This is a genomic window from Ruegeria sp. BB6 (genome assembly GCF_056539385.1).
In genome coordinates, this window is sequence record NZ_JBQFUW010000002.1 from 793,912 (window position 1) to 806,780 (window position 12,869).

Below are 12,869 nucleotides of genomic sequence, written 5' to 3' on the forward strand. Positions count from 1 at the left end.
AGTCCCGTTAGGCAAGCGCTATGCGCACCATTCGGGATTTCCAATATATCGAGCCTCGGGATCGAGGCGCCAGCGTCGCGATCGGGAACTTTGACGGGGTTCACATCGGCCATCGGTCGGTCATTGAACTGGCACGCAAGGCCGCCCCCGACGCCCCGCTGGGCGTAATGACGTTCGAGCCGCATCCGCGTGAGTATTTTGCTCCGGCGGCCCCGCCTTTTCGCCTGATGCGCGGCAATGCACGCGCGCACCGGCTCGAGAAACTGGGCGTCCAGAAGTTGTACGAACTGCCATTCAATGCAGCTCTTGCTGGTTTGACCCCCGAAGAATTCGCCCGCAATGTGATCTGCGACGGGCTCGGCCTGTCCCATGTTGTTGTCGGAGCGGATTTCTGTTTCGGCAAAGGGCGAAGTGGCTCCGCCGAGGACATGATCCGCTTTGGGCGCGAGATGGGTTTTGGCGTCACCATCGCCCCATTGATGGAGCGGTCTGAAAACATCGTCTCCTCCACCGCGATCCGCACTGCACTGACCGAAGGTCGCCCGCGCGATGCAGCCGCCATGCTGGGCCATTGGCACCGGATCGAAGGCGAAGTCATTGGCGGGGAACAGCGGGGGCGCGAACTGGGCTTTCCTACCGCAAACATGTCGATCGAGGGGCTACACCCGCCAAAGTTTGGCGTCTACGCGGTGTTGGTCGATGTGCTCGACGGTCCGCATAAAGGCAGCTATCACGGCGCGGCTTCGGTTGGGACGCGACCAATGTTTCAGGGCGAAGTTCCCAATATTGAAACTTTCCTGCTCGATTTCTCTGGCGATCTGTACGGCGCGACCCTGTCTGTCGGTCTGGTCGAGTATCTCCGCCCAGAGATGACCTTTGACGGTCTGGATGGGTTAATCTCACAGATGAACTCTGATTGCGAAAAGGCCCGCACCCTGCTGGCGGCGTTATGACGACCGATCCGATTGACCGCGATGGCCTGGCCCCTCGATTTTGGGAACGTAAACCGCTGACTAAAATGAACCAGCGCGAATGGGAAGCGCTGTGTGATGGTTGCGGCAAGTGCTGTCTGAACAAACTGGAGGACGAAGACTCGGGCGAGGTCGCCCTGACTTGTGTCGCCTGCCGCCTTTTAGACGACGAAACCTGCCGCTGCACTCAATACGATATCCGCCACCAGTTCGTGCCGGAATGTATCGTTATGACGCCGGACAATATCGACAGCCACGCCTATTGGCTGCCCCAAACCTGTGCCTATCGGTTGCTGTGGGAAGGGAAACCACTTTACGACTGGCACCCTTTGATATCTGGTACGCCCGATAGCGTGCATGCTGCCGGAATATCCGTGCAGGGCCGCACGGTGTCCGAGTTTGAAACCCCCATGGAAGAGTGGGAAGACTATATCATCGAGGAGCCTAGCTGATGTATTTCGCCTCTGACAATTCCGGGCCGGTTCACCCGCAGGTCATGGCAGCCTTGAACGCGGCCAACGAAGGGTATCAGATGGCCTACGGCGCCGACTCGTTGATGAACGAGGTACGGGATCGGATTCGCGGGGTCTTTGAAGCTCCGGGTGCGGCGGTGTATCTGGTGGCCACAGGGACGGCGGCGAATTCGCTGGCTTTGGCGACCCTCGCGCAGCCGTGGGAAACAGTGTTTTGCTCACCCGTCGCCCATATCCACGAAGATGAATGCAACGCGCCCGAGTTCTACAGCGGAGCCAAGCTGACGCTGGTGCCCGGCAGCGACAAGATGAACCCCGAGGCGCTTCGCGGTGCGATTCTGACCGAAGAAACGCGCGGCGTGCATGGCCCTCAGCGCGGTCCGGTCTCAATCACTCAGGTGACCGAACGTGGGTCGGTGTATTCGTTGGGTGAATTGCAGGCGCTGTGCGGTGTGGCCAAGGAATACGGCCTGCCTGTTCACCTTGACGGTGCGCGCTTCACCAACGCTCTGGTTGCGCTGAACTGTTCCCCAGCCGAAATGACATGGAAATCGGGTGTGGATGTGGTCAGCTTTGGCGGCACTAAAAACGGCCTGATGGGTGTTGAGGCCGTTGTTTTCTTTGACGAGACGAAGGCTTGGGAATTTGAACTGCGGCGCAAACGCGGGGCGCACCTGTTCTCCAAGCACCGCTATCTGTCGGCGCAAATGGCGGCATACCTGCAAAACGACCTGTGGCTGACTATGGCGCGTCAGGCCAACGCCAACTGCGCTCGGCTTGCGGACGGGCTGCGCGCGAAAGGAGCCTCGTTCCTGCATGAGCCACAAGCCAACATGATCTTTGCAGAGTTCTCGCGGGCGCGCCACAAGCAGTTGCACCAGGCGGGCGCGGTCTATCACCTGTGGGGCGCGGAACTTGAAGGCGCAGACGAGGAAGAACCCCTCGCCTGCAGGCTTGTTTGCGACTGGTCGATCGGTACAGATGACATCGACCGCTTTCTGGCCTTGCTATAGGCCGCTAACAAGGCGGCCAATCTTATGCAGGTGTCTTAGCAGTGTCCCAAAACCGCTGCACAAGCTGCGCTGTGGCCTTTGGATGAGAAATCGGCAGCATGTGCCCCGCCCCTTCGACGACATCGAAGGACGCGTTGGGCAGACGGCGCTGCAACCCCTGACCGATCACAGGCATGACGGGGTTCGTTTTTGAACCGCTCAGAACCAAGATGGGCATGGTTGCGCGGTCCAGAACACCGGGTTTCAAAAAGCCCTTTTGGTCGTTAAACACCGCTTCTTTCACGGCCGGCACGACAGGCACACCGCGTATCATCGCAGTGCGGGTTTTCTCCTGCATTTCTGTCCACCGCGGACTGATATCCGTGCTCCACATTCTGTTGAACAACCGAGCCGCCAGTTGCATATCCCCAGCGGCCAAGGCATCGGCATAGGGCTGTGCCTCTTGATCATGGCGGGCAAGGATGTCGGGCGCATCCTGCGCGGCCACGGCAAAGAAAACCGGTTCTATCAACACGGCGCTGCGGACGCGGTCCGGGTATTCCAGCGCAAGGCGCAACGCGACCATTGCGCCGAAAGAATGGCCAATCACGTCCATCGGCTCGGTCAACAAATTGGCCGAAAACCCAGTCGTAAGATCAAAGAAATCCCCCTGCCCGTCCCAATCCGGGCTGCGCCCATGTGAAAGCATATCCGGCGCTATCAAAGTAGCCTGATCATCCAGCGCAGAGGTCAGACCGGCCCAAACACCGGAATGCGCGATAGTGCAATGCAGGGCGAGCACCTTGCGCGCGCCCTGCCCAAGCGTTCTGACAAAAACCGGTGATGAGGTCATTCCGTCCTTCATCCTTTCATCTCCGCCAGGTGCCGATCCAGATCATCCAGCCTATCCTGCCCCCAGAATCGCTGATCATCTTCGGTAATATAAAAAGGGGCGCCAAACACGCCGCGATCAACGGCTTCTTCCAGATTGGAGGCATAGGTTTCGGCACCAACCAGCAACCCGCTATCAGCCAGGCTTGGGTCATAGCCCGCCTTGGACAGACAATCCCGGATGACATCGTCCTGCGCGATGTCTTTCTCCTCAGCCCAGCACGCGCGAACGAAGGAATGAACCAGCTTTCCAATATCCCCCGATCCGTCCTTTAGCGCAGCAATTACGGCATAGGACGACGGTGCGGCATTTGTCGGCCAATGTGCCGGTTGCAGATTGAACTCCATACCCAACTTTTTCGCCTGTCTTTGCAGCTCCTGCGCCCGGTACTCAATGCGCGAGATATGCCGATCCTTGGGCGGCGTCCCGCCCGTGCGACCGAACAGGGCGATGATATCCAGCGGTTTATAGTTGATCGTGGCCCCGTGTTTGGCCGCTATCTCCTCCAGCCGAGAACCCGCCAGGTAAGTGTAGGGCGAGAGTGTCGCAAAATAGTAGTCAATGGTGGCCATGTGCACTTTCTCCGCTGCGTAATCTTTGCGAGACGGTAAGGCCATGATAAGCGGTGTCAACATCACGAATCTGTCACATTGCCATTGCTGCCCGGGGAAAAACAGCCGATGCCGACACTCAACGAACCCAAGCTCATCGCTGGGAACGCCAACCTTCCTCTTGCCGAAACCATCGCGCGTCGAATGAGCCTGTATCGCGGAGTCGATCAGGGATTGGTCGATGCTCGCGTCGAGCGGTTCAATGACGGCGAGATTTTCGTCGAAGTTTTCGAGAATGTGCGGGGCGAGGACATGTTCATCGTTCAGCCGACCTCGAACCCTGCAAACGACAACCTGATGGAGCTGCTGATCATCGCCGACGCGCTGCGCCGCTCGTCCGCCCAGCGGATCACCGCCGTAATCCCCTATTTCGGTTATGCCCGTCAGGACCGCCGCACCAAGGCGCGCACGCCGATTTCCGCCAAGCTGGTCGCCAATATGCTGACCGGCGCAGGGATCGAGCGGGTCTTGACCATGGACCTGCACGCAGCCCAGATTCAGGGGTTCTTTGATATTCCGGTGGACAACCTTTATGCCTCGCCGATCTTTGCGCTGGATGTAAAAAACCAGTTCAAGGACAATATGGACGAGATCATGGTGGTTTCACCCGACGTTGGCGGCGTAGCCCGCGCACGAGAGCTGGCCAAGCGTATCAATGCCCCTCTGTCGATCGTGGACAAGCGCCGCGAGAAAGCAGGTGAAGTGGCTGAGATGACCGTGATCGGCGACGTAAAAGACAAGATTTGCCTGATCGTGGATGACATGTGCGACACGGCCGGCACATTGTGCAAGGCGGCGCAGGTGCTGCTGGATAACGGCGCGAAAGAGGTTCATTCCTACATCACCCATGGCGTCATGAGCGGCCCGGCGGTCGAGCGTGTGACCAACTCGGTGATGAAATCACTGGTGCTGACGGACACGATCCAACCCACCAAAGAAGTCGCCCAGGCCAAGAACATCCGCATCGTGCCGACCGCGCCGATCTTTACGCAGGCGATCCTGAATATCTGGAACGGCACCAGCGTGTCGTCCTTGTTCGAGGACAAGACCCTGACCCCGATTTACGAGTCCATGTACCAGACGGATTAAAGCAGTAGGGCGAACACTTCCAATCGCCCTACCCTGACCGCGCTATCTTCCACGGCTTTCTATGGGAAACCCAATGACCACCACCAAACGGATCGTACTTTCCAGCGACCACGCAGCCATTGACCTACGCAATGCAGTCGCAAAGCATATCGCAGCCAAAGGCTGGGAAGTTGTCGATATCGGACCGACAACACCCGAGAGCACGCACTACCCGATTCACGGAAAGGCAGCGGCGCAAGCCGTTGCTTCGGGTGACTGCCAATTGGGGATCATCCTGTGCGGCACGGGACAGGGCATCATGATGGCAGCCAACAAGGTTCCCGGAATACGCTGCGGGGTCTGCGCCGACGCATTCTCGGCGCGTATGATCCGCCAGCACAATAATGCCAACATGCTTTCGATTGGCGCACGCGTCGTCGGGGAAGGTCAGGCATTGGATATTGTCGATGCTTTCCTGACGGCCGAGTTTGAAGGCGGTCGCCATGCCACGCGTGTCGATATGATCGAAGCGCAAGACGGCTAAAAAACCTACCTAAACAATGTGATGTGGCTCAGGAGATGTCCCAATCATCCTCATGAGCCACTTCACCTATCGCGGTCCACTTCACTCGAATCCGTGCAATGCGCGTGTCTGACCAGGTGCGGAAGACAGCCCAAAAGCCTGTCTCCGTTACGTCTTCTGCCACCACCTCTGCGCGCAGTGCCGAAGACGTATCCACATCCCATAGCGAAATACTGATCTGGATCACCGGTGCGGACCGAAACGGCTGACTGAACGTAACAGCCGAGCGCCTTTCCCGTGCGCCCTCACCTGTCCACATTTCTCCGCCGTTCGAGAAATCAGAAAACAAGACGGTTTCGCCTTGATCGATACCAATGGGATGAGTTTGAAAAACCTTCATTTATGTCTTCGGTTATTTCTACTTTGCCAACTATTCCGGTAGCTTATTCCGCCGCCTTGGCAAAATCACGACAAAAAAACGGCCCCGCACTGGCGGAGCCGTTTTGATTTCTGGGTATGATGTGAACCTTACAGGCTCATATGCGTCCCAAGCGCTTCCATGTCGGCCAGCAGCTTGGCTGCATCGTCAACGATGGTCTGATCGTCGCCCGCTTTCGCGGCTTCATGCGAGGCGCGCGCCTCGGCGATCAGGTCGTCCAGATGCGACCGGGTCACTTCGGCAACCGGAATGGCCTTTTCAGCCAGAACCGACATGCTGTCGCCGTTGATCTGGGCAAACCCGCCGGTGACCAGGTATTCGCTGGCTCCTTGGGGTGCCTCAACCTTCAGCAGACCGGGGCGCAGCGTGGTGATGGTGGGGGCATGATCGGGCATCGCCGTCATGTCCCCGTCCGCGCCGGGAATCTGGACCGCGGTGGCCTCAAGCGAAGCAAGGCTCCGCTCGGGGCTGACGAGGTCGAATTGCATCGTGTTTGCCATCAGGGATACTCCTTAGGCGGCTTCTGCGGCCATCTTTTCCGCTTTGGCGATCACTTCTTCGATGCCGCCAACCATCAGGAAGGCTGCTTCGGGCAGGTGATCGTATTCGCCAGCGACAACCGCTTTGAACGACGCGATGGTCACGTCCAGAGGAACCTGAACGCCCGGCGAACCGGTGAAGACTTCGGCAACGTCGAACGGCTGCGACAGGAAGCGTTCGATCTTACGGGCACGGGCCACGGTCAGTTTGTCTTCTTCCGACAGTTCGTCCATGCCAAGGATGGCGATGATGTCCTGCAGCGACTTGTAGCGCTGGAGGATCTGCTGAACGTCGGTCGCAACGCCGTAGTGCTCTTCACCCACAATCGCAGGGTCCAGCAGACGCGAGGACGAGTCGAGCGGGTCAACAGCCGGGTAGATACCCTTTTCCGAGATCGCACGGTTCAGAACGGTGGTCGCATCCAAGTGAGCGAACGAGGTCGCCGGCGCGGGGTCGGTCAGGTCGTCCGCAGGCACGTAGATCGCCTGCACCGAGGTGATCGAGCCCGACTTGGTCGAGGTGATCCGCTCCTGCAGAGCGCCCATGTCGGTGGCCAGTGTCGGCTGGTAACCCACAGCCGAAGGAATACGACCCAGCAGAGCCGAAACCTCGGAACCCGCCTGCGTAAAGCGGAAGATGTTGTCGACGAAGAACAGAACGTCGGTACCGGACTGGTCGCGGAACTGTTCGGCCAGGGTCAGACCGGTCAGAGCAACACGCGCACGCGCTCCGGGAGGTTCGTTCATCTGACCGTAAACCAGCGCAACCTGCGATTCCGACAGGTTGTCGGGCTTAATCACGTTCGATTCGATCATCTCGTGGTACAGGTCGTTCCCTTCACGGGTCCGTTCACCAACACCCGCGAACACGGAAAAGCCCGAGTGCACTTTTGCGATGTTGTTGATCAGTTCCATGATCAGAACGGTTTTACCAACGCCGGCACCACCGAACAGGCCGATCTTACCGCCTTTGGCGTAAGGGGCCAGCAGGTCCACAACCTTGATGCCGGTCACCAGGATTTCCGACTCGGTCGACTGTTCCGCGAACTCGGGTGCGGGCTGGTGGATTGCGCGGGTTTCCGACGCGACAACCTCACCTTTTTCGTCGATCGGCTCGCCGACCACGTTCAGGATTCGGCCCAGGGTAGCGTTGCCAACCGGAACCGAGATCGGTGCGCCGGTGTCGGTTACGACCTCGCCACGGACCAGACCTTCGGTCGCGTCCATCGCGATGGTACGGACGGTGTTTTCACCCAGGTGCTGAGCAACTTCCAACACCAGGCGCTTGCCGTTGTTGGTTGTTTCCAGCGCGTTCAGAATTTCAGGCAGTGCGTCATCGAACTGCACGTCAACGACGGCCCCGATGATCTGTGTGACTTTGCCTTTTGCATTCGCCATGTTTCGTCTCCGGTTTTCTTACAGCGCTTCGGCGCCGGAAATAATTTCAATCAGCTCGTTGGTGATCACGGCCTGACGCGAGCGGTTGAACTGGATCGTCAGCTTGTCGATCATCTCACCCGCGTTACGTGTCGCGTTGTCCATCGCGGACATCCGTGCACCCTGTTCAGACGCTCCGTTCTCGAGCAGGGCCGAGAAGATCGCAGTTGCAACCCCCTTGGGCAGCAAGTCGGCCAAGATGGCCTCTTCGCTGGGCTCGTAGTCGAAAATGGCACCGCTGTCGTCACCCGCCGCTTCGTCCTCGAACGAGGCAGGGATAACTTGCTGGGCCGTCGGGATCTGGGTCACGACGTTGACGAACTTCGAGTAGAAGATCGTGGCAACATCGAACTCACCCCCGTCAAAGCGAGACAGGATGTCCTTCGCGATGTCCTGCGCGTTGGTGTAACCAATGCGTTTGACTTCGCTCAGGTCGATATGTCCAACGAACAGATCGCCAAAATCACGCTTGAGCGCGTCGCGGCCTTTCTTGCCGACGGTCAGAACCTTGACCGTCTTGCCTTTGGCACGCAGCTCTTCCGCCTTTTGGCGGGCGAGCTTGGCAATGTTCGAGTTGAAGCCACCGCAAAGGCCGCGTTCAGCTGTCATCACAACCAGCAGATGCACATCATCACTGCCCGTACCACGGAGCAGCTTGGGGGCGCTGTCGCTGCCCCCGACCGAAGCCGCCAGCCCCGCCATCACGGCATTAAACCGCTCGGCATAGGGGCGCGAGGCTTCGGCAGATTCCTGGGCGCGGCGCAGTTTTGCGGCCGCGACCATCTGCATGGCCTTGGTGATCTTGCGGGTCGATTTGACCGACTCGATCCTGTTTTTAAGGTCCTTCAGACTAGGCATCGGAACCCCCTATCAAGCGAAGGTCGCGGCGTATTCGTCGATCGCTGCCTTGATCTTGTCGGACGCGTCACCCTTGATCTTCGGATCTTCGTCGGTGAGCCACTTAAGCAGGTCGGCGTGCTTGCCACGCAGGTGCGCCAGCAGACCAGCTTCATAGCGGCCAACATCCGAGACGTCGATCTTGTCGAGGTAACCTTTGGTACCTGCGAAGATGACACAGACGATTTCCGCGTTGGTCAGCGGCGAATACTGCGGCTGTTTCATCAGCTCGGTCAGACGCGCACCACGGTTCAGCAGCTGCTGGGTCGCGGCGTCAAGGTCAGAACCAAACTGCGCAAAGGCGGCCATTTCACGGTACTGAGCCAGTTCCAGTTTAACCGGACCAGCGACCGACTTCATCGCGTTGGTCTGGGCGGACGAGCCCACACGCGAAACCGACAGACCGGTGTTCACAGCAGGACGGATGCCCTGATAGAACAGTTCGGTTTCCAGGAAGATCTGGCCGTCGGTGATCGAGATCACGTTGGTCGGAATAAAGGCCGAAACGTCACCACCCTGGGTTTCGATAACCGGCAGAGCGGTCAGCGAGCCAGCGCCAAAGTCTTCGTTCAGCTTCGCCGAACGTTCCAGCAGACGCGAGTGGAGATAGAAAACGTCACCAGGATAGGCTTCGCGTCCGGGCGGGCGGCGCAGCAGCAGCGACATCTGACGATAGGACACAGCCTGTTTCGACAGGTCATCATAGATGATCAGCGCGTGGCGGCCGTTGTCGCGGAAGTATTCTGCCATCGCGGTCGCGGCGTAAGGTGCCAGGAACTGCATCGGTGCCGGGTCGGACGCGGTCGCGGCCACAACGATCGAGTATTCAATCGCGCCGGACTCTTCCAGTTTCTTCACCAGCTGCGCAACGGTCGAACGTTTCTGACCAACCGCAACGTAAACGCAGTACAGTTTCTTCGACTCGTCGTCGCCTGCCGCGTCGTTATAGACTTTCTGGTTCAGGATGGTGTCCAGAGCCACGGCGGTTTTACCTGTCTGACGGTCACCAATGATCAGTTCCCGCTGGCCACGGCCGATCGGGATCATCGCGTCAACCGACTTCAGGCCGGTTGCCATCGGCTCGTGCACCGACTTACGCGGGATGATGCCCGGGGCTTTGACGTCTGCAACGCCACGCTTGGAGGCATTGATCGGGCCTTTGCCGTCCAGCGGGTTGCCCAGACCGTCTACAACGCGGCCCAGCAGCTCATCACCGATCGGAACGTCCACGATCGAGTTGGTGCGCTTGACGGTGTCACCTTCTTTGATGTCACGGTCAGAACCGAAGATAACGACACCTACGTTGTCGCTTTCCAGGTTCAGCGCCATACCCATGATGCCGCCGGGGAATTCGACCATCTCACCGGCTTGCACATTGTCCAGGCCGTATACGCGGGCGATACCGTCACCGACGCTCAGCACGCGGCCGATTTCGGCTACTTCGGCTTCCTGACCAAAATTCTTGATCTGGTCCTTCAGGATTGCAGAAATCTCTGCAGCTTGGATTCCCATTTATCCGACCTCTTTCATTGCATTCTGTAGGGAGTTGAGCTTGGAGCGGATCGAGCTATCGATCATCTTCGAGCCCACTTTAACGACAAGACCGCCGATGAGGCTTTCATCAACGGTCGCATTGATTGTTACGGTCTTGCCCACACGCTCGGACAGCGTCTTGGACAGTTTTTCCAGTTGCGTCTTGGTCAGCGCCTTGGCCGAGGCGACATCGGCGGTCACTTCGCCACGCTCATCTGCCAGCATGGTACGCAGAACCTGAACCAGCTGCGGCACGACGAACAGGCGGCGTTTCTGCGCCATCAGTCCCAGCGTGTTACGCAGGATGGGGTTCAAACCCATCTTGTCAGCGATCGCGGTAATCGCGCCTTCCTGTTCGGCGCGCGAAACCAGAGGCGAAGCGATCAGGTCGCGCAGTTCGGCGCTATCGCCCAAAGCTGCTGCCAGATCGTTGATTCCGGTTTCCAGACCTGCAAGGTCATTATTCTCTTTGGCGATCTCGAAGATCGCAGTGGCATAGCGCTCGGCAATGCCAGTGGAAATCGAAGCTGGTTCGGACACGTCCACCCTTCCGATATTTGAGGCCCCGAATTCGCGTTGCGGCAGCTACCCCGGGGGCGTGAAGAAACCCCGCCCATGCGGTCGGGGATCAAAATCACCGGGGATGTAGCAGAGCCGAACCAACCTAGCAATACGTTATAATCCCCCCCGCGTTATCCACAAAATTTTTTATTTCAATCACTTACGTAAGGTGCGACCCTTTTATCCGGCTGAGGAGCGCGAAAAATGTTACCAAAGTGTAGGTTTTTGCGATTCCTGCGGCCTTTTTGCCGCAATTTCTGCGTCTGACGTCCCGTTAAATGCTTGGCGCGGCCTAGGCCGGTTTCAGCAGACCATCAAGCGCCTTGATTGGACGTCGTTCAGTGTCTTTTGTGACACTGCCGCTGGGTGGTCGGATATGCTTGGTCACCTCAACCATTAGCACTCCACCCGCCATGATCGTCGGCAGACGTTGCCCGGTTTTCTCGATCAAGCTCCCGGATTTCAGCCAGAACCGGCGGAAGGACGGTGGCAAATACAAAGCCGAGCAGTGGTTTTCCGGGATGAAGTGATGGGACTTGAGTTGGCTCTCAAGCTGCGACGCAGAATAAGGGCGGCCAAATCCAAAGGGGGTGCGGTCGGTCCGTGACCACAGCCCGGCCCGGTTGGGCACGATAAAGAAGGCTCGGCCTCCGGGCCCCAATACGCGCCAGCATTCATCCAGCAACTCGCTGGGTCGCTGTGATGTCTCAAGCCCGTGCATGACTACCAGCTTGTCGACATGGCCCGTTTCAATCGGCCACAGCGTCTCTTCCGTCAGGACTGACACGTTGGGCATACCCGCAGGCCAGGGCATCACTCCCTGTGGCCCCGGCATCAATCCGATCACGCGGCGCGCCTCGGCCAAATAGGGCCGCAGCAAAGGAACGGCAAAGCCGAATCCGACCACGGTTTGCCCTTTGGCTTCGGGCCATAAATCCGTCAAACGCCCACGTATCGCAGCCTGCGCCGCACGACCCAGGGTGCTGCGGTAGTAAAAGTTCCTCAGATCCTGCACATCAAGATGCATTGCGGACACCCGGTCAATCGGCTTAGCTGTGCGCAGTCTAGCAACGAAAGGGCAAAAGGCCATGCCTCTTGAGATCGTCACCATCCCATGTCTCAGCGATAACTACGCTTTTTTGGCCCATGACGCAGAGGGCGGCAATACCGCATTGATCGACGCGCCAGAAGCCGGGCCCATTCTGGCCGAGCTGGAGAAACGCGGATGGACGCTTAGTCACGTATTGTTGACCCACCATCATTTCGACCATGTGGACGGCCTGCCCGCCATTCTCGAAAAACACGCGGCCAAGGTGATCGGAGCTGCCGCAGACGCGCATCGCCTGCCTCCGTTGGATCAGCAGGTGAGCGAGGGCGACGTGTTTGAGGTTGGTGGAGAGCCCGTGCAAGTCATGGATGTCTCGGGCCATACGGTCGGTCATATCGCCTATTACATGCCGCAGAGTTCCGTCGTTTTCACCGCTGATAGTCTGATGGCCCTTGGATGCGGCCGTCTGTTTGAAGGCACCGCGCCGCAAATGTGGGCCTCGCTGTCGAAACTGGCCGCCCTGCCCGACGACACGCTGGTTTGTTCAGGGCACGAATACACGCAGTCCAACGGGAAATTCGCAGTAACTGTCGATCCTGACAACGCGGCATTGCAGGACCGTGTCGCAGATATCGCACGCGCACGCGCTGCTGGAAAGCCAACTGTGCCATCCTCTTTGGCGCTGGAAAAGGCCACAAATCCGTTCCTTCGCGCCACCGATCCGGCGATTCAGGCACATCTTGGGATAGAAAATGCCGATCCTGCCGCAGTTTTTGCGGAAATCCGGGCTAGAAAAGACCGCTTCTAGTGCTTATTTCGCGCTCTTCACGGCCACGGTCACAATAAATGTGACTGTCAAGTGAAAGAAAACCCTTGAAGCCGGGC

At 58.4% G+C, this 12,869-nt stretch carries 15 protein-coding genes; 6 read left to right on the forward strand and 9 right to left on the reverse strand.

Going from position 1 to position 12,869, the window contains the following annotated elements; all coding sequences use genetic code 11:
- Nucleotides 1–20 precede the first annotated feature (20 nt).
- From ACR0B7_RS08345 to ACR0B7_RS08355, 3 genes are read left to right on the forward strand one after another with little or no spacing between them, the layout of a single operon-like run.
- Nucleotides 21–953 (forward strand): bifunctional riboflavin kinase/FAD synthetase, encoded by a 933-nt coding sequence (locus tag ACR0B7_RS08345; protein ID WP_170484200.1) that lies wholly within the window; start codon nt 21–23, stop codon nt 951–953.
- Nucleotides 950–1,423 carry a YcgN family cysteine cluster protein gene (locus tag ACR0B7_RS08350; protein WP_170384822.1) on the forward strand — a complete coding sequence of 158 codons (474 nt, stop codon included), beginning with the start codon at nt 950–952 and terminating at the stop codon, nt 1,421–1,423. Before ACR0B7_RS08345 ends, ACR0B7_RS08350 begins: the two co-directional genes overlap by 4 nt.
- Nucleotides 1,423–2,457 (forward strand): threonine aldolase family protein, encoded by a 1,035-nt coding sequence (locus tag ACR0B7_RS08355; RefSeq protein ID WP_170484202.1) that lies wholly within the window; start codon nt 1,423–1,425, stop codon nt 2,455–2,457. Before ACR0B7_RS08350 ends, ACR0B7_RS08355 begins: the two co-directional genes overlap by 1 nt.
- A gap of 22 nt (nt 2,458–2,479) precedes the next feature.
- On the opposite strand, the gene ACR0B7_RS08360 is transcribed toward ACR0B7_RS08355, so the two are convergent.
- A complete protein-coding gene (locus ACR0B7_RS08360; protein ID WP_170484204.1) occupies nt 2,480–3,301 on the reverse strand; it encodes an alpha/beta fold hydrolase in 822 nt (273 codons plus the stop codon).
- A complete protein-coding gene (locus ACR0B7_RS08365) occupies nt 3,298–3,900 on the reverse strand; it encodes a 2-hydroxychromene-2-carboxylate isomerase (protein WP_170484206.1) in 603 nt (200 codons plus the stop codon). The genes ACR0B7_RS08360 and ACR0B7_RS08365 overlap by 4 nt, the downstream gene beginning before the upstream one ends.
- 108 nt (nt 3,901–4,008) lie before the next feature.
- Here ACR0B7_RS08365 and ACR0B7_RS08370 point away from each other — a divergent pair, with 108 nt between their 5' ends.
- Nucleotides 4,009–5,028: a ribose-phosphate pyrophosphokinase gene (locus ACR0B7_RS08370; RefSeq protein ID WP_170484208.1), complete on the forward strand. Its 1,020-nt coding sequence runs from the start codon at nt 4,009–4,011 to the stop codon at nt 5,026–5,028.
- A gap of 73 nt (nt 5,029–5,101) precedes the next feature.
- Complete coding sequence (gene rpiB / locus ACR0B7_RS08375) at nt 5,102–5,551, forward strand: ribose 5-phosphate isomerase B (protein ID WP_170384839.1); 450 nt, start codon at nt 5,102–5,104, stop codon at nt 5,549–5,551.
- Between the two features lie 28 nt (nt 5,552–5,579).
- On the opposite strand, the gene ACR0B7_RS08380 is transcribed toward rpiB, so the two are convergent.
- The 7 genes from ACR0B7_RS08380 to ACR0B7_RS08410 all read right to left on the reverse strand — a co-directional run bounded on the left by ACR0B7_RS08380 (nt 5,580) and on the right by ACR0B7_RS08410 (nt 11,963).
- On the reverse strand, nt 5,580–5,930 hold the full coding sequence (locus ACR0B7_RS08380) for an H-type lectin domain-containing protein (RefSeq protein ID WP_170484210.1): 351 nt from the start codon (nt 5,928–5,930) through the stop codon (nt 5,580–5,582).
- Nucleotides 5,931–6,058: 128 nt separating this feature from the next.
- The gene (locus ACR0B7_RS08385) at nt 6,059–6,469 is read right to left on the reverse strand and encodes a F0F1 ATP synthase subunit epsilon (RefSeq protein ID WP_170384845.1); all 411 of its coding nucleotides are present in this window, start codon (nt 6,467–6,469) and stop codon (nt 6,059–6,061) included.
- Between the two features lie 12 nt (nt 6,470–6,481).
- Nucleotides 6,482–7,906 (reverse strand): F0F1 ATP synthase subunit beta, encoded by a 1,425-nt coding sequence (gene atpD, locus ACR0B7_RS08390; RefSeq protein ID WP_170411511.1) that lies wholly within the window; start codon nt 7,904–7,906, stop codon nt 6,482–6,484.
- An 18-nt stretch (nt 7,907–7,924) separates the two neighbouring features.
- Nucleotides 7,925–8,803, reverse strand: coding sequence for a F0F1 ATP synthase subunit gamma (locus ACR0B7_RS08395; protein WP_170411514.1), 879 nt, complete (start codon nt 8,801–8,803; stop codon nt 7,925–7,927).
- Between the two features lie 12 nt (nt 8,804–8,815).
- Nucleotides 8,816–10,354, reverse strand: a complete 1,539-nt coding sequence (gene atpA / locus ACR0B7_RS08400) for a F0F1 ATP synthase subunit alpha (protein WP_170576583.1) — start codon at nt 10,352–10,354, stop codon at nt 8,816–8,818.
- The gene (locus ACR0B7_RS08405; RefSeq protein ID WP_170484213.1) at nt 10,355–10,915 is read right to left on the reverse strand and encodes a F0F1 ATP synthase subunit delta; all 561 of its coding nucleotides are present in this window, start codon (nt 10,913–10,915) and stop codon (nt 10,355–10,357) included.
- Nucleotides 10,916–11,228: 313 nt separating this feature from the next.
- Nucleotides 11,229–11,963: a methyltransferase domain-containing protein gene (locus ACR0B7_RS08410; RefSeq protein ID WP_170411520.1), complete on the reverse strand. Its 735-nt coding sequence runs from the start codon at nt 11,961–11,963 to the stop codon at nt 11,229–11,231.
- 61 nt (nt 11,964–12,024) lie between these two features.
- Here ACR0B7_RS08410 and gloB point away from each other — a divergent pair, with 61 nt between their 5' ends.
- A complete protein-coding gene (gene gloB / locus ACR0B7_RS08415; RefSeq protein ID WP_170484215.1) occupies nt 12,025–12,792 on the forward strand; it encodes a hydroxyacylglutathione hydrolase in 768 nt (255 codons plus the stop codon).
- Nucleotides 12,793–12,869: the final 77 nt, after the last annotated feature.